Source organism: Legionella stuttgartensis (genome assembly GCF_977063405.2).
The window spans coordinates 257,285-273,713 of sequence record NZ_CDRUHA020000033.1; the positions used below are offsets into that span (position 1 = coordinate 257,285).

Consider the following 16,429-nt stretch of genomic DNA (forward strand, 5'->3'; position numbering starts at 1 on the left):
GCGGCGATTATAAATTAAATTTGTCATATTTTTTAGGGAATTAGCTCAAGAAACTACATTTGTTTTTTATACTACATAGATGAGATAGCTTTTTCTCTTGTTAGAAATAGAGAGTAAGGAAGCAGAATGCTCCCCAGGACATAACACGCCATTAAATTATTTTTTTGCCAAAGCACTATTGGAATAACCAAAGATAAAATAAATCACTAATCCAATAACCATCCAAATAACAAAACGGATTATCGTCACCAGAGGTAAATGAATAATTAAATAAAAACAACTGAGCATCCCCAAAATAGGGACATAAGGCATTCCAGGGGTTCTGAACGGCCGATGCATATTGGGTTGTTTATAATGTAAAAAGAGGACGCCCGCACAGACAATAAAAAATGCAAATAGAGTGCCGACATTCACTAATTCGGCCAAAACGTGTATTGGGGCAAAAGCAGCAAGAGAAGCCATTAACACACCACATAGCAAAATAACGCGTATAGGGGTATGAGTATATTTATTGGTTTTGGAAAAAACGTTTGGCAATAGACCATCACGAGTCATTGCGAGCATAACCCGCGTAAGACCATAAAATAAAACTAACATTACAGTAGTCAATCCGGCTATTGCGCCCACACTAATAAAGCTAGCCACTGTTTTATAACCTAAAACCAATAAAGCATGGCTAATTGGCGAAGCAACATTGAGTGTGCTGTAGTGTGCTATACCCGTTAATAACCCTGCAACAATAATATATAAAATCGTACAAATAAATAATGAGCCTATTATTCCTATAGGTAAATCGCGTTGTGGATTGATCGCCTCTTCAGCAGCTGTAGATACTGCGTCAAATCCAATATAGGCAAAAAATATTAATGATGCCCCCTTAATTACACCTTCCCATCCAAAAGGCAAAAAGGGTGACCAATTAGGCGGATACACCTCCCTCGTAGCAATCACAATAAAAAGAAAAATTACGGCAAGCTTGATCATCACCATAATATTATTGACTCGGGAACTTGATTTGACCCCCCAAATTAATAATCCAGTTAAGAATGCAATAATCAGAAACGCCAGCAAATTAAAAACGCCGCCGTTCGTTGGCCCATGCAAGAGCATTTTAGGGAGGTGTATTTTTATAACCATTAGAAAATCATTGGCATAACTACTCCATCCTACAGACACTGCCGACACAGAAATAGCATACTCCAATAGCAAGTCCCAACCCACAATCCAGGCAATTAACTCTCCAAAACCTGCATAAGCATAACCATAAGCACTGCCGCATCCACCGATTGACGCAGCCAATTCAGCATAAGATAAGGCAGCAAAGACACAAGCAAATCCAGCCAAGATATAAGAAAAAACCACTGCAGGACCCGCATCTATTGCAGCTACAACCCCTGTCAAAATAAAAATACCTGCACCTATAATGGCTCCAATACCTAAAAAGGTCAGATCAAAGGCAGTAAGACATTTAACCAGATGGGATTCTCCCTCAAATGATGCATTAATCTCTTTTTTACGTAACAAGTCCATGGTATGCTCACGATGTTGAAACTTCATAGTTCTATTTTATTTATAAGCAAGAACGCTGCCAAAATAGGAAAAGTTAGCTCATAAAATTATATGTGTAGTTTAGATCCCGCATAGGTTTAAAATTAAAATGAACAAAACAACCTTACGAATGATCATTAGTGGTCTATTAATATTATTTTCTCTAAATACTTACAGTAACAGATCCTCTGTAATCTCTTCTACCCCCTCATCCAACGAAACTCAAACATCAATCGCCAATGCCTCAACACCGAATGATGCAAAGAAAAAAGACATCGTTGGGTTGAGTACAGAAGAACCCAAAGGCTGTAAATATTGGCTCCCGATATTTAGGCCTCTTTGTCATCGGCTGCATCAAACATGGACCGAAGGCAACAGAGAACTTTACTTCTCAGGTTATGCCTGGCATAACCGCTTTACTTATTCTGCTGAACGACTCCGAGAAAAAAAATACAATGAACTAGCTTGGGGTGGTGGATTTGGTAAAGGTTTTTTTGATGAAAAAGGAAATTGGCATGGTCTTTATGCTATCGCATTCCTTGAGTCCCACCGTAAGCTTGAACCAACTGTTGGATATGCTTATTTGAAAGTCGCACAATTGACGAAAAATTTTAAAGCAGGATTGGGCTTTTCCGTACTAGTTACTTCACGCCCTGATATCTTACACAGCATTCCTTTCCCAGGAGCAGTCCCATGGGCGGGTATATTTTATAAAAAACTCTCTTTAAAAGCCGCCTATATTCCTGGCTCATCAACCAATGGAAATGTGCTTTATCTGGTAGGGGCATACACATTTGATAAGTAAGTAAATTTAGCCTGTGCTGCGCCGCGCATCACCTAGGCTACATTACAACTGCTTTTTTTAAGAGAATGTGCTATGTTTTATAAAACTCTATTAGTAAGCTTTTAAAATGAAATCTTTTATTGAACAAGCACAGTTTTATGCCGACTATCATCAAAACATCCAAACACGTTATACACATATGGCAGGTGTGCCACTCATTATTTTATCGGTGATGATTCTGTTCGGTTTTGTAAAAATTATCGTTCCCGGTGTCTTTGCAACTAATCTTGCCTGTTTAATGACATTAATTGCCTTAATTTATTACTTCCGTTTAAATTGGCAACTCGCGTTGGCACTTACTCCAATTATGTTTATCCTGTTATTAATTGCAAATTGGTTCAGCCAAGATGGTCCAACGACATTAGGTCTTTGGTCATTTGTTATTTTTTTTATCGTAGGCTGGGGATTACAATTCTATGGTCATTATCTCGAAGGTAAAAGACCCGCATTTATGGATAATTTGAGCCAGGCACTTATCGCGCCATTATTTCTGATTGCAGAGTTATTTTTCATGGCCGGGTTCATGCAGTCTTTAAAAGAGCAAATCTATGGTATGGAAAAAAATGAGTAACCGTACTGGGAGTAGGCTTGAATCTTGGGGCTGTTTGATTTGAGCGCAGATTGCGCAAAATAATGCCGAGGAAACTCAGCATAAATTAATGGCTCTAAATTAAGAATATTATTTTATATATTTTCTCCCTTCCTATGTCCAGCGACTAAGCCTACATTCCTTGGTTTCTACGAACAAGTCGCGGAACGTAGGCTCCAGTAAAATAAGCTTAACTTGCCATTGGATAAATTCGTACGTGAAGCTTTCCTAGGTATTATTTTCGCGCAAGATATGCCAAATACAGCTCAGTGATAGGGCGTGAACGTTCAAAAAAATACTTTTTAATTTGGTTTGTTAACTTTCTTCCTGCTCATCAGAATAGATCGTTTTACTTTCCAAATGAATTTTACGAAAAAACTGATGAATCAGGGGTGAAAGAATAATCACCATAATTGCAATAAATGCCAAGCCGCTAAATAACGCATAACATCCTGCAAAGACTTTTCCAGGGATCGTTACCAAATTGGACGCAGGTCCCATCCCGGAAAGAATCATGGATGCATTCATGAATGAATCAACCCAGGACATATGCTCCAAAAGATGATATCCCAACATTCCGATAAAAAGCGCCAGTGCAGTCATTAAAAGCCCAAAAAAAGCATTACGGAGCATATGTTGGTAGACATTAGTAGGAGTTAATAATCTTTTTCTTCTTTCCTTTCGCTTTTTCATTCTTACTCCCTATACACTAATCCTAGGCTCAAGTACTCGCAAATTGCGGCATCATGATCTTGTAACAATGATGTATTTTTTGATTTCGCTTAAAATCTTGATCTATAGTCTGGGCACTAATATCGTGCACTGAATATTTTTCTTTAAGTTGAGCATCCAATTTAAATTGTCGGAAATTGGTAGAAAAATATAAAACCCCATTGGGATTGAGTAAACGCATGGCAGAATTAACTAAAGAAACATGATCCCGTTGAATATCTAAAGTGTCTGTCATACGTTTGGAGTTGGAAAAACTCGGGGGATCTAAAAAAATCACGTCAAATCGATCGCGAGCAACTCTCATCCATTCGCGACAATCATACTGCACAAACTGATGTCTCGATAAATCAAGATGATTTAATTTGAAATTTTCTTCAGCCCAATGCAAATAAGTATTAGACAAATCAACATTAGTGGTCAGAGCCCCGGCTAAGGCCGCATGAACGCTGGCACTGGCCGTATAACAAAAACAGTTGAGAAAGCGGGTTCCCGGTTTTAATTTACCGAAACTCAAGCGCATTAAACGATGATCCAAAAATAAACCAGTATCCAGATAATCATATAAATTCACTTTAAATTTAGCCGGACCTTCTGTGACTACCATGGTTTTTTTACTTTGTCCCAGTTTTTGGTATTGCTCGCTGCCTTTTTGTTGTTTCCGTTGCTTTACTACGAGTTTATCAGGCTCCAATCCTAATACTCGTGGAGTTACCTGCATCACCTCTAAACTTCGCTTTTCTGCTTTATGAGTGGGAATGCTCGCGGGAGCAGCATACTCCTGGAGAACTACATAATCGTTGTAAATATCAATGGCATATGCGTATTCAGGCAAGTCCGCATCATATACTCGATAACACGAAACTTGGTTATTCTTAGCCCATTTTTGTAAATGACGATAATTCTTTTCCAGTCGATTAAATAACATCTGAGCACTGTCAGATAGGTTATTACCCATGATCCCTTTAAGCTCATTAGTTGCATGAATATCCAAACAATACAGCTTACACTCCAGGGCACCGTTATATATGGTGTATTGTTTACTAGCACGCAATCCTAAAGCTTTAGCTAAAACAGGGTTAGAGGTCAAAACAGCTGCCTTCCAACCTTGATAATGCGCATGTAAAATCTTACCTAGCTGCTGGTAGAGAGGGACTAAATGCGTGGCATCACTAAGGCGTTCACCATACGGAGGGTTGCATATGACCAATCCCTTTGTTGTGGGAGCCTCAATCTCTTTCAATGCCAAGGGTTTAAAATTAACTAACGGTGCAACACCAGCATGTTCCGCATTTGCCCGGGCGATAGCAATTATTTTGTGATCTGCATCAGTTCCTAATAAAGTTACGGGTAGCGATTTAACCTGTTGCAAAGCTTCTACCCTCAATTTTTCCCATAATGAGGATTGATGTTGTGCCCAATATTGTAATGATTGATCCTGACGTAATAAACCAGGAGCAATATGCGCGGCCATCATCGCCGCTTCAATGACTAGGGTACCGGCCCCACAAAAAGGATCATGCAAAGCATAGCCTTTAGCCGCTAACTCTGGCCATTTGGCTCGCATAAGCAATGCCGCAGCGACATTTTCCTTTATAGGGGCAGCACCAGCCTTCTGACGATAACCCCTTTGATGCAAGCTATATCCAGTGAGATCAAAGCTCACTGTGACTACATCATTTTTCAAATAGGCATGAATAAGAATTTGTGGTTTTTCTTTGTCTACTGTAGGTCGTGAATGATCTAACCTACGGAAATGATCGACAATCCCATCTTTAACTACCTGTGCACCAAACATTGTATTGCGAATGTGTTCAGATGCCCCATGGAATTCTATCGCGATTGTTTTGTCATGTGAAAAAACTGTTTGCCAATGAAACTCTGTACACAGTTGATGCAGTGCCTGCTCATTACCCGCATACCCACTAAAAAGAATTAATTGCACGCGATTAGCTATTCTTGACCAGAGGCATAACTCATATATCGTCAATAAATTAGCCTCTCCGTAAACTCCTTGTGGGCTGACCCGCGTAACTGAGAGACCCAAGGACTTTAATTCCTCTTCTAATAAATATTCAAGTCCACGTGGACAGCTTACGAATAAAGAATATTTCATTCTATGATCGACCTCAAATAGCGGAATAGTGCTTTGGCAGCGCCTGTATTTTTTTCTTTCTGTTGATCATCAATTGCTTTTTTAATTAATTGCCTTAAATGTTGAACATCTTCTGGATGATAGCCTTCGATAAACGCAGTTAGTGCATCTTTACCTTCATTGATCAAGCGATCACGCCAATGCTCAACTTCATGGAATGAGGCAGTGACAGCACTTTCTTCTTCAAGCAAACGATCATAAGCGGCCAAAATTTCTTCATGTTCAGCGGCGCGCATTAATTTTCCAATTAATTGAGCTTGCCTTCTTTTTGCACCATGACTTTTAATTGATTTTGCGTCAATGATGGCTTTGTATAGATTGTCGGGAAGCGGAAGCAACTCAAGTTTGGATAAACTCAAGTCGATCAATTTTACACCCATTTTCTGCAAAAAATCGGCATCTCGTTTTTTCTGCGATTTACTGACTGGTTCATCCATAGCGTATACTGTTATTTTTAAAAATTAGCTAATCATACTATATACTTCACACGCTCACCAAATGAGCGTGTGAAGTATCGCTATTATTCTGCGGTTACAAGGGAAGCTGGTGTTGAGGCTTGTACATAATTTTTGCTGGGTCTGGAACGTAAATACGAACGTCCTACAGCAAAGAAATTATAGATCAGAATGATTAATAAAAGAAAATGCAACCAAGTAATGGTTAATTGCATAAAAATGGGGATCGTAATAAAGACGCCTAAACAACCTGAAAGACTTAGAATCATGGTTTTCTTTAAAGGGATTTTATCGTGCTTTAAGAATACCAGAGTAGTTAATGGTTGCTGCATGGCTCCCGCAGTTGTCATAATTGGGAATGCAACTACAGGCGAAATATTCATTAAAAATAATACGCCTTGAACCATCACAAATAAACCGATTCCCACTGAAGTTAAAGCACCGCAAACCACCATTGCCAGAAAGCCTATAATCAATTTCCATGAGTGCAATTCTGTTAATTCACCACCAACAGGCAATAAGCGGAATTGATGAGAAACTAACAGTAAGATAATTAAAGCGAAACAACAAACCATCGCCAAGCGAATCGCCTGCTTGCTTAAGTGACTTACAACAAAACCACCAAGTAGACCACCAACACAAGTACCCATAACTAAAGTTAGAAGCGTCGTTAAATCAACGTCAATCAAGCCCATAAAAAATAAAGATTCGATCGTTCCTGGAATCACTTGGGCGCCATTATTTACAGCAGGCATTTCATCATCACGGAACGTACCCGTCAATTTGGCCAAAGCCACATTCACAGCAAAACTACCCACGCCTAAAGTATCTGCAATAAAAGCGATGACGCCGCTGATGCTTAATTTCAAATATTGCATCAAAGATATAGGCTCAGCAGGTTGGCGAGAGAGTTTGAACACCATCACAGCAACACAAAGCAGGCTTAATATCAGGATGCTTAAAGTAATAAAAAAGATGACCATTTAAAATTTTAATCTTAAATTAAAAACTTGATAATTATATACTAATTATGTTGATCGGGAAATAACATGTAGAGCAAAAAAGATGCTTTATGAATTACCCCAAGACATAAATGGAACACATTTGGGCGATTTATCCAAAAAATTGATCGACGCTTAAACTGCAAGTAACAAAGTGAAGGACTTCCGCCCACCCAAAACAAGTAAATTCGTGTCCTGGGCAGGAAAAGATACTGATTTAATTGACCTTACAACTGGTGGTACTCACCCCTACTTGGCCAAACACCGATTTGACCATTTGCGAATCAATCTGCAAATCTTTAGCTGCATACAACACCCCGCAAGCGCCTTGAGTAAAATTCGTCGTGGGAGTCCAGTATTTGCTGTTGGCAACTATCATCGCCTGGTAGGCCTTTTTAATACCTATATTCTTAGCTAATAAATAAAATGCTTTATTGAACACGCCACTTGCTGTATGCACAATAAAGCTTTGTCTTTCTTGCGGATTAGATATATTTGACTTTGCATAAGCCACTAATTCAGGATAACTGATTGCGCAATAGGCGCCGTGACTTTGAGCTAAATTTTTATCCAAACAATCTGCAGAACTACCATCCGAAGAAGGAAAATCCATGAAGCGCAACGCTTTACCAAATGAATCACGAATAATCGTCTCGCCAATACCCCAAGTTACAGTATTGGGTTCCAGATACAGTTTATTATAAAGTTGAGGGAACTTTTCCAAAAGATAAGCACGCGATGCTTGTCCCGCCATATCAGACAAAGATTCATTAAGAGCTCCGGATTGATCATGATATTCAAGACCTGAATGTTGCTCCGTAAAACCATGCGTTACCTCATGACCTGCGACATCGAGAGAGACTAAGGGGTAAAAGTCTTCACCATCGCCAAAAGACATAAATTGACCATCCCAAAACGCATTGTCATAATGCTGACCAAAATGGACGCGCATAACAAGCTGCATGGGTGCTCCATTCGTTTGTTGCAGCGCATTGAGTCCATACCATTCTTTATACATATCTACTATAGTCTGGCCGAAATAATACGCATCGTTGGTTGGCGAAAATGCACCATTGATATTTTCTTCTGTATTTTTGCTACAAGGATATTGGAATGGAGTAATCAAAAGATCATTCCAATCCCAAGCAGATGCCAAATTAACTAATTTTACCTTTGCAGTATTCATCACACATTGGCTGCCATTTTGGGTTACTTCCAAGAACGGCAATCCATCTCGTCCATACCAATACTCATGAACTTTTTCATTGCCACCAGGGCCAGTGTCCATATAATTTTTTATGTTATTCCACTGTTTGGTTATCTCACCATTTTGTGCATCGATAATGAAAAAGGGCCACGCGGGTTTGTTATCCGTTTGGGTGGTTTTAAACGAAACCTGATAAACCAGTTTCAATTCATTATCTTGGCTTGCCCTAATTTGTAACTCACTCAACTCTTCATGAATGGGTGCTTGAGAATTAAAGCTGAACCAAGATTTTTTGGCCAAATCAATGGCCTGTTTCGAGGTCAGAGCAGGTTGGGTATTGAGCTGAATGTCGTTAAGTAAATGACCATTTACTTGTGCATCTTCTTTAGTAATCATAACTTGTGCACCAACAACTGGGATCCCTCGATATATTTGTTGATACCGCATGATCGTTTTTGAGTGCTCTTGTGTTTGACTTACTTGTTGCAAGGTATTTTTTTCTGCAGTTGGTGCTGCGGTGCGTGCACTTTTATTTGAGGGTTGTTTCACTGAAAATTGATTCAAACTACTTAATGGAGCCTTATATAAATCCACCTCAGTGGCAGCAAAGGCATCATAAGTGATAAAAGCAAGAGTAACGCTCAGAATTTTTTTTAACATAAAAATCACTCAAAAAAGTCACACTGACACCATCATGGCATGAAAATAGACAATATCCAAGTGAATTGTGCAAATATTATTTAACATGCAACCTACTCAGACAAAATAACTCTTTTTTCAAAGCACAAAAACCTCTCTATTACTCTTGCAAAAAATAGAGGCTCTGTATAAGGTGGGGCATTAGTATTATAGGCGGTTAAAAAGCCATAAATACGAAAAAGCTTTATATCACATTAAGGATAATGCATATGATGTTTACTAAAAAATGTACCGTACTTTTCCTTACTCTCTGCACTACTTTTTCTACAGCTCAAGCAGGAGTGGTAGAGCGCTACTTACAAAATAAACAAACAGAAAAAATTCCTTTAGTTGCTGAAAAAACCATTCACCTCAGCTATTTCAAACAGCTAATCGATCATAATGAACCTTCTATAGGAACCTTTTCTCAACGCTACTATATTGATGAAACCTACGGTCCAACTGATGATTCTCCCGTATTTTTTTATATTTGCGGTGAGGCGGCTTGTACTAAACGCGCACTAAATGGTGCAATCAGAAATTACGCACAAAAGTTTCATGCCAAACTCATTGCGCTAGAACATCGATACTATGGTGAGAGTTTGCCCTTCAATTCATTATCCACCCAAAATCTACGTTTCTTAACTACAGAAGCAGCTTTGGATGATTTGGCTTATTTTCAACGCCATATAAGTAACGAAAAAAACTGGACTGGGAAATGGGTCGCTTTTGGTGGTTCTTATCCGGGCTCATTATCCGCTTATTATCGGTTAAAATTCCCATATTTAGTTGTCGGCGCCTTAGCTTCATCCGCACCAGTCATGGCTAAAGAAGACTTTATTGAATACGATGCCCATGTAACTCAAGTGGCGGGACCACAATGCGCCAATCAAATGAGAGAGGCAGTCAGTACCGTGGAGGCCAGTTTAAGTGATGCAACGAAGTGGAGCCAAATGAAAGCTTTGTTTGATGCATCTGCGGTTGATGATCCTGTTGATTTTTTGTACTTGATTGCTGATACCGGTGCTGCAGCTGTACAATACGGAATGCGCGATGCGTTTTGTACCAGCTTATCTGCAAGTCCAACCCCACTTCAAGGCTATGCAGAGTTCGCTAAAAAATTATACCAAGACATGCATGTCAGCGCGGTAGAGATGACTGCGCAGGGCGCCATGAGCGAAAATCCAAGTGATTATAAAGATGGCTTGGGCATGCGTCAGTGGTACTATCAATCATGCAAAGAATACGGTTATTGGCAAAATGCCCATCCTGACGCGACTCTTTCTACGCGATCGTCATTAATTAATATGGATTACCATCATCATGTATGCCAACGCTTGTTTGGTTTATCTCAACCCGCCAACACCATAGAACTCAATAACACTTTATACGTTCCTTTAATGGATATCCTAAGCTCGAATATTTATTTTACGAATGGAGAAAACGATCCCTGGTCTACTCTTTCTTTGGCTGAAAAAAATGGAAATGCAATTAATCCTAGATTGACGTACCAATTGATCCCAGGAGCCGCCCATTGCGATGACTTGCATAGCCCATCTGCGCTTGACTCCGATGCATTAAGAGCGGCTAGAAGAACAATGGAATCGTTGTTGGTTGCGTGGCTTAAATAACCCTTATTCCCTAACCCTTCTCCCGCAAGCGGGAGAGGGGCTGGGGGTGAGGGCTTGCTTAGAATCGACCACTGCGAAAATCGTCCAAAGCTTGTATTATTTCTTCCTGAGTATTCATTACAAATGGCCCATGTCGCGTAATAGGTTCATGGAGTCTCGCCGCTGCAATCAGAATACATTGACTTGCGGTCTCACTTTTCAAAAGTAAATTATCTCCGGCGCCAAGTTTTGCCAAAGTATCGTGCTGTACTAATTGCTCACCGATGCGAACCGTACCCGAAATTACCAGCAGGATGGCCTGGTAATCGTTGGGGATATGTTGCTGCATACTCGCCCCCGGAGGCAAAATAATATCAAATAATAAAGGTTGGGTCGCAATACCTGTAATTGGCGAATTGGTTCCATTATCAGTCTTACCTGCAATAACTTTAAGTCGTGCACCAGAGTCATTTGTTTCGACTGGTAGCTGAGCGCTTTGCATTTCTTGATAGAAAGGAGCCCGCATTTTCTCTGCCGCAGGCAAATTTAACCATAACTGCAAGCCATGTAATTGGCCATTTGCTGAAGGCATTTCTGAGTGAATTATTCCTTTCCCGGCAGTCATCCATTGCACATCACCCGCCGCGATAACTCCTTTATGCCCTTTATTATCTTCATGAGTAATACTGCCATCGAGTAAATAAGTGATGGTCTCAAAACCCCGATGTGGGTGAGAGGGGAAACCCGCCATATAATCCAAGGGATCAGCGCTTTTGAAATAATCAAGTAAAAGAAGAGGCTCAAAATCATTGCTTCTCTCGATACCAATATAGCGATGTAATTTCACACCAGCCCCTTCTCGTACCAGGATACCTTTGATTAATCGCTCTACTTTAATTTCGCTCATGAATACACTCCATGTTTGCTAACAAACAACTTTAATTTCCTTCCGCTAATATAGCATAGTTCAAAATCCATGATTCGATCTTAATGATTAGTTTTCTGCTCCCAAAAGAGCCCTCTAGGACTCCTCTTCGGCACCATGAGACAACAGGATTAAGCCATTTTGTACAAAAAACCCTCTGTGCTATGCTTAACAAATAGGCAAACCAGACAAAGTTGTTTCACCAACTTGAAAATCAGGAGACCTAATCATGTGGAATAAAGCAAAGGAGCTTACAACATTCACTCCTTTAAGTTTTACAGTTTTAAGCCAGATAAACCCTGGTAAATTGGGTTTAATTTTTAGTAGCATGCCTCCCGGTCGAGAGTTAGAGAAACATCAACAGATACCTACCAAAAAGGCAAAGGAAGATCTTCATCAAATGCTTGACCGGTTGCCAAAAGAAAAGGATTTTGTTCATCGCGGGATGGCTGGTTACGATGAAGTAAAAAGTATTGTGACCCATGATAAATTTGGGGCTGGGAAATATACTAAAAGACCAGATTCTTTAGATATTGCAGAATTTGTACATAAACCCGAGAGTTGCTTATTACTTTCTACCTCACCAGACCCTTACACCGTTAGTAAATATATGGTGGGGTTTCAGCTCCTCACTGCAACAGGAGCCATTACATCAATGTGTTTACCCGGAGTATATATTCGTCCACAAACAGCACGACACATCGATGTTGAAACTTTTCGAATTTATCAAAACAAACTCGATGATGATTTGGAAGCAGGACTCCGTGCAAGCGCTGAAAATATTTTTGATCTTGCTGAGGGAAATAATGAAACAACCGTGGTCTTGGGTGCATCAAAAGAAGATGATTGGCGTCCACAATTTAATAGAGATCTCCACAGTATAATCCTTGTGAAAGGTGCTGGACGTATTTTGAGTGGCTTTACAAATGCTAATACATTAGAAACTACAACCATCATAAATCCAAATTTTTGTAAAAGGGTGATGGCAATTGAAATTTTCTCAACTTATTCTGGTAAAGGTGCACTATTTAACGATTCCCTTAAAACAATGACTAGGAGGGCCCAAGAATTAGGATTAATTGCACGCGACCAAAGAGTTTTAACAATAGATGACGCTCAAGTCCTAATGAACTCCAAGGAATATCAAGAGCTTATTGAAAAATATAAGGCCATTGGAGAAACACTAATATTGAATGGTGTTCCAAAGAATATTCCTGTTGGCTCAGAGGAAGTCGTTCAGTATGCAATTTCCTTAATTAATGAATATTCTTTAAAAGAAGAATATAGAGCAGCCAATCCATCAATGCATTTATAAATTTAAGTCTTCAGATAACAATTCTTTTCTTAGCCTCCAGTAAATTAGGTGGCTAAGAAAGGCTTTATTTTTTTACCCCAAGTATGCTGCGCCCCCATTTATTGCTTGCTTTTTGAACATCCCCCCCTCTGTGCTATGCTTAATAAAAGGACATTAAAATTAAAAATAATGATTCTTGACCAATTAACATGCGGAGGTCGAAATTATGTGGAGCAAAGCACGTCAGTTAAGCGTAAATCCATTAAGTTTTGTGCTTTTAAACCAGATAAAACCCTCTTATTTCACTCATAAGTTAGGAACTATTTTTAGCCATACTCTTCGCTATCAAGAACTTGAACATCTTGAAAAGCACGGTCATGAAAGGCATCACATATCTACTACAAAAGCCAAAGTAGATTATCAGAAGATGCTTGATAATTTACCCAAAGAAGCGGATTTCGTTCATCGTGGCATGGCAGGTCATGAAGAAGTACAAAGTATTGCATTAGAAGGGAAATTTGGCGCAGGGAAATATACTAAAAGACCCGTTTCCTTAGATATTGCTCAATTTATACATGATCCCAAGAGCTGTTTGTTGCTTTCGACCTCACCGGATCCACTCACCGTCAAAGAATACATGATAGGATTTCAGCTCATTACTGCAAAGGGAGCTATTGCATCAATGTGTTTACCTGCAGTCTATGTTCGTCCGCAAACAGTAAGACATATTGATGTTGAGTCATTTGAATATTATCAAAAGATTCTTGATGGGGCAGTAGAGTTTGGTAATCGTATACGGTCCGAAAATATTCTTGATCTTGCTCAAGGGAATAATGAAACAACCGTAGTTTTGGGTGCAACCAAAAAAGATGACTGGCGCCCTAAACTTATTACCGATCTCCATAGTTTAGTACTTGTAGAGGGCGCAGGACGCATCTGGGGTGGTTTTACAAAAGCAGACTTTGTAGAGACAACAACAATTAAAAACCCCTACTTTCGTAAAAGAATAATGTCCATAGAAATTGCATCAACTACCACCGCCGAAGGAGACGCGTTTCCAAAACAATTTGATAGAATGAATAAACGAGCACAAGAACTAGGGATAACCAAAACTGGTTTTAGAGTTTTAACTCTTGCGGACGCATCGTGTATGATGAGTTCACCTCAATATCAAGAAATTCTGGGAAAATATACAACCTCAGGCAAGACCATGGTAATGCAGGAGGTTCCCCAAGAAATTCCTGTTGGTTCGGAAGAACTCGTCGAATATGCGCGGCTAATGATCGAGGAAAATCCCGAAAAAGAAGAGTCAGAGATCCTAACCGCCGAAAAAATGGATCATAAATTTTAAGCCATGACAAAAGCCTTACTTAGCATCCAATAGATTAGGAGCTAAGCGAGTTTTACTTCATTTAATATAGATAGTCATTTAATCACTATGCTTTTTTCACGCAAGTCTGCCACCTATATTTCTAATATCCCTATTTCAATAAAGCGTCTTTCGAACAAGATCACTAACTTTCCATAGCGGCATCCCACCCCATTATCGCCTCATTTTTGAACAAAACCCACCCTATGCTATGCTTATAAAATAGACAGCTAAATTTATATTTAGCCAAAATACCCCGGAGGGCCACGTTATGTTAGGCAGAGTCGCTCGAGTTGCACCTGTTAGTCCATGCCGTCGTGTTGTTTTAAACCATTTGACAAAATCTGGCAGCATAGGAAGGATTTTTAGTCGAGATATACCCAAGGAAAGTGCGCATCATCATGTACCTATTAAACAAGCAAAAGTAGATTACCATCAAATGCTAAGCAGTTTGCCTAGAGGATTAGATATAGTTCACCGGGGCATGGCAGGCTTTGGTGAGGTAGAAAATATTGCGACCGATGGAAGATTTGGGGCTGGAAAATACACTAACAGACCTTTTTCTTTAAACATTGCTGAATTTATCCACAACCCTAAGAGTTGTGTGTTGCTTTCAACCTCACCGGATCCATACACTGTTAAAGAATACATGATAGGGTTTCAGCTCATTTCTGCGAAAGGAGCCATTGCATCGATGTGCTTACCTGCAGTGTATATTCGTCCACAAACAGCCCGACATATCGATGTAGAACAGTTCCAATATTATCAAAGTATTCTCAACGCCCAACAGACTCCTGGAGAATACACCAGAGGTGAGAATATCTTTGATCTTGCTCAGGGAAATAATGAAACCACCGCCGTTTTGGGCGCCACAAAAGAGGATGATTGGCGCCCGAAATTTGATCTGGATCTACATAGTTTAGTACTTGTACAAGGCGCTGGGCGTATTTTAAGCGGTTTTACAAAAGCAGAAACCGTAGATACTACAACCATCATGAACCCATTCTTCCGTAAAAGAATAATGTCTATAGAGATTGCCTCAACTACCTCTGCAGAAGGTTCTCTGTTTCATAAGTACTTTGACAAAATGAATAGAAGAGCACAAGAACTAGGCATGACTAAAGAAGGCTTTAGAATTTTAACCATGGCTGACGCAGTGCGCATGATGGGCTCACCTAAGTATCAAGAAGTTCTAGAAAAATATACAACCTCTGGGATGACTATGATTTTGCAGGATGTTCCCAAAGAAATTCCTATTGCCTCTGAAGAGCTCGTTGAATATGCACGACAGTTGATCGAAGACAATCCTGCTAAAGAACTAGTCTCCACCATTGCCGAGGATGCACAACATAAACTTTAAGTCATAGGAAATTCGTTCTTAGCCTCCAAAGGGGCTAAGAACATTTCATCAATATTCTGTCACTTCTTCTGTCATCACTCGAATGATTCCTGGTTCTCGTTGTTTAAAATGCTTTCGACAAGTAGAGGAATACATATCATTACCACCAATAACAACTTGCTCACCTTCAGTAATTACCTCACCTTGAGCATTTAATCGTAAAATCATGGTCGCTTTACGTCCGCAGTGACAAATGGTTTTAAGTTCAACCAACTCATCCGCCCACGCTAAAAGATATTGGCTCCCTTCAAATAATTCGCCACGAAAATCCGTACGCAATCCATAGGCAAGCACAGGAATATTTAATTGATCTGTGATTTCCGTTAATTGATGCACTTGTGCTCGTGTTAAAAATTGAGCTTCGTCAACCAAAATACACGCGTATTTTTTTTCTTGCGCTATGACCTGCTGATACAGATCATCTTCTGGATGGAAAATCAAAGCCTGTTCGGATAAGCCAATGCGAGAATAGACCATACCATGTTGATAACGATTATCTATGGCTGGCGTAAATAATAAGGTATTCATACCGCGTTCACGATAGTTATAACTTGATTGCAAGAGCACTGTACTTTTTCCAGCATTCATTGCTGCAAAATAAAAATAGAGTTTAGCCATTGGAGATC

14 protein-coding genes are annotated in these 16,429 nt (G+C 39.6%); 6 read left to right on the forward strand and 8 right to left on the reverse strand.

Features of this window, described 5'->3' with window-relative positions; all coding sequences use genetic code 11:
- Window positions 1-156 precede the first annotated feature (156 nt).
- Window positions 157-1,530 carry an amino acid permease gene (locus tag ACWTEW_RS09835; protein ID WP_454781503.1) on the reverse strand — a complete coding sequence of 458 codons (1,374 nt, stop codon included), beginning with the start codon at window positions 1,528-1,530 and terminating at the stop codon, window positions 157-159.
- 127 nt (window positions 1,531-1,657) lie between these two features.
- Between ACWTEW_RS09835 and pagP the strand changes: the two genes are divergently transcribed.
- Complete coding sequence (pagP, locus tag ACWTEW_RS09840) at window positions 1,658-2,353, forward strand: lipid IV(A) palmitoyltransferase PagP (RefSeq protein ID WP_454781504.1); 696 nt, start codon at window positions 1,658-1,660, stop codon at window positions 2,351-2,353.
- Window positions 2,354-2,459: 106 nt separating this feature from the next.
- Window positions 2,460-2,963: an Mpo1 family 2-hydroxy fatty acid dioxygenase gene (locus ACWTEW_RS09845; RefSeq protein ID WP_454781505.1), complete on the forward strand. Its 504-nt coding sequence runs from the start codon at window positions 2,460-2,462 to the stop codon at window positions 2,961-2,963.
- 333 nt (window positions 2,964-3,296) lie between these two features.
- On the opposite strand, the gene ACWTEW_RS09850 is transcribed toward ACWTEW_RS09845, so the two are convergent.
- From ACWTEW_RS09850 to ACWTEW_RS09870, 5 genes are all read right to left on the reverse strand, one after another.
- Window positions 3,297-3,674 (reverse strand): hypothetical protein, encoded by a 378-nt coding sequence (locus tag ACWTEW_RS09850; RefSeq protein ID WP_454781506.1) that lies wholly within the window; start codon window positions 3,672-3,674, stop codon window positions 3,297-3,299.
- Between the two features lie 28 nt (window positions 3,675-3,702).
- Window positions 3,703-5,826, reverse strand: a complete 2,124-nt coding sequence (rlmKL, locus tag ACWTEW_RS09855; protein ID WP_454781507.1) for a bifunctional 23S rRNA (guanine(2069)-N(7))-methyltransferase RlmK/23S rRNA (guanine(2445)-N(2))-methyltransferase RlmL — start codon at window positions 5,824-5,826, stop codon at window positions 3,703-3,705.
- The gene (gene yjgA, locus ACWTEW_RS09860) at window positions 5,823-6,302 is read right to left on the reverse strand and encodes a ribosome biogenesis factor YjgA (RefSeq protein ID WP_454781508.1); all 480 of its coding nucleotides are present in this window, start codon (window positions 6,300-6,302) and stop codon (window positions 5,823-5,825) included. The genes rlmKL and yjgA overlap by 4 nt, the downstream gene beginning before the upstream one ends.
- 83 nt (window positions 6,303-6,385) lie before the next feature.
- Entirely contained in the window at window positions 6,386-7,303 is a 918-nt protein-coding gene (locus ACWTEW_RS09865; protein ID WP_454781509.1) for a sulfite exporter TauE/SafE family protein, read from the reverse strand.
- A gap of 235 nt (window positions 7,304-7,538) precedes the next feature.
- Complete coding sequence (locus ACWTEW_RS09870; protein ID WP_454781510.1) at window positions 7,539-9,188, reverse strand: M4 family metallopeptidase; 1,650 nt, start codon at window positions 9,186-9,188, stop codon at window positions 7,539-7,541.
- Window positions 9,189-9,436: 248 nt separating this feature from the next.
- On the opposite strand from ACWTEW_RS09870, the gene ACWTEW_RS09875 reads away from it, so the two are divergent.
- Complete coding sequence (locus ACWTEW_RS09875) at window positions 9,437-10,837, forward strand: S28 family serine protease (protein ID WP_454781511.1); 1,401 nt, start codon at window positions 9,437-9,439, stop codon at window positions 10,835-10,837.
- A gap of 58 nt (window positions 10,838-10,895) precedes the next feature.
- Here the strand turns inward: ACWTEW_RS09875 and ACWTEW_RS09880 are convergent, their stop codons facing one another.
- Window positions 10,896-11,723, reverse strand: coding sequence for a pirin family protein (locus ACWTEW_RS09880; protein ID WP_454781512.1), 828 nt, complete (start codon window positions 11,721-11,723; stop codon window positions 10,896-10,898).
- Window positions 11,724-11,970: 247 nt separating this feature from the next.
- On the opposite strand from ACWTEW_RS09880, the gene ACWTEW_RS09885 reads away from it, so the two are divergent.
- From ACWTEW_RS09885 to ACWTEW_RS09895, 3 genes are all read left to right on the forward strand, one after another.
- Window positions 11,971-13,056: a hypothetical protein gene (locus tag ACWTEW_RS09885; protein WP_454781513.1), complete on the forward strand. Its 1,086-nt coding sequence runs from the start codon at window positions 11,971-11,973 to the stop codon at window positions 13,054-13,056.
- Window positions 13,057-13,261: 205 nt separating this feature from the next.
- Window positions 13,262-14,386 (forward strand): hypothetical protein, encoded by a 1,125-nt coding sequence (locus tag ACWTEW_RS09890; protein WP_454781514.1) that lies wholly within the window; start codon window positions 13,262-13,264, stop codon window positions 14,384-14,386.
- A gap of 289 nt (window positions 14,387-14,675) precedes the next feature.
- Window positions 14,676-15,764, forward strand: coding sequence for a hypothetical protein (locus ACWTEW_RS09895; RefSeq protein ID WP_454781515.1), 1,089 nt, complete (start codon window positions 14,676-14,678; stop codon window positions 15,762-15,764).
- A gap of 48 nt (window positions 15,765-15,812) precedes the next feature.
- Here ACWTEW_RS09895 and ACWTEW_RS09900 read toward each other — a convergent pair whose 3' ends face one another.
- Window positions 15,813-16,421, reverse strand: coding sequence for a thymidine kinase (locus tag ACWTEW_RS09900; protein WP_454781516.1), 609 nt, complete (start codon window positions 16,419-16,421; stop codon window positions 15,813-15,815).
- Window positions 16,422-16,429: the final 8 nt, after the last annotated feature.

What these genes read in the sequence shown, in the direction of transcription:
- ACWTEW_RS09835 (WP_454781503.1), bottom strand. Translation starts at nt 1,530, where the DNA reads ATGGACTTGTTACGTAAAAAAGAGATTAATGCATCATTTGAGGGAGAA.
- pagP (WP_454781504.1), top strand. Translation starts at nt 1,658, where the DNA reads ATGAACAAAACAACCTTACGAATGATCATTAGTGGTCTATTAATATTA.
- ACWTEW_RS09845 (WP_454781505.1), top strand. Translation starts at nt 2,460, where the DNA reads ATGAAATCTTTTATTGAACAAGCACAGTTTTATGCCGACTATCATCAA.
- ACWTEW_RS09850 (WP_454781506.1), bottom strand. Translation starts at nt 3,674, where the DNA reads ATGAAAAAGCGAAAGGAAAGAAGAAAAAGATTATTAACTCCTACTAAT.
- rlmKL (WP_454781507.1), bottom strand. Translation starts at nt 5,826, where the DNA reads ATGAAATATTCTTTATTCGTAAGCTGTCCACGTGGACTTGAATATTTA.
- yjgA (WP_454781508.1), bottom strand. Translation starts at nt 6,302, where the DNA reads ATGGATGAACCAGTCAGTAAATCGCAGAAAAAACGAGATGCCGATTTT.
- ACWTEW_RS09865 (WP_454781509.1), bottom strand. Translation starts at nt 7,303, where the DNA reads ATGGTCATCTTTTTTATTACTTTAAGCATCCTGATATTAAGCCTGCTT.
- ACWTEW_RS09870 (WP_454781510.1), bottom strand. Translation starts at nt 9,188, where the DNA reads ATGTTAAAAAAAATTCTGAGCGTTACTCTTGCTTTTATCACTTATGAT.
- ACWTEW_RS09875 (WP_454781511.1), top strand. Translation starts at nt 9,437, where the DNA reads ATGATGTTTACTAAAAAATGTACCGTACTTTTCCTTACTCTCTGCACT.
- ACWTEW_RS09880 (WP_454781512.1), bottom strand. Translation starts at nt 11,723, where the DNA reads ATGAGCGAAATTAAAGTAGAGCGATTAATCAAAGGTATCCTGGTACGA.
- ACWTEW_RS09885 (WP_454781513.1), top strand. Translation starts at nt 11,971, where the DNA reads ATGTGGAATAAAGCAAAGGAGCTTACAACATTCACTCCTTTAAGTTTT.
- ACWTEW_RS09890 (WP_454781514.1), top strand. Translation starts at nt 13,262, where the DNA reads ATGTGGAGCAAAGCACGTCAGTTAAGCGTAAATCCATTAAGTTTTGTG.
- ACWTEW_RS09895 (WP_454781515.1), top strand. Translation starts at nt 14,676, where the DNA reads ATGTTAGGCAGAGTCGCTCGAGTTGCACCTGTTAGTCCATGCCGTCGT.
- ACWTEW_RS09900 (WP_454781516.1), bottom strand. Translation starts at nt 16,421, where the DNA reads ATGGCTAAACTCTATTTTTATTTTGCAGCAATGAATGCTGGAAAAAGT.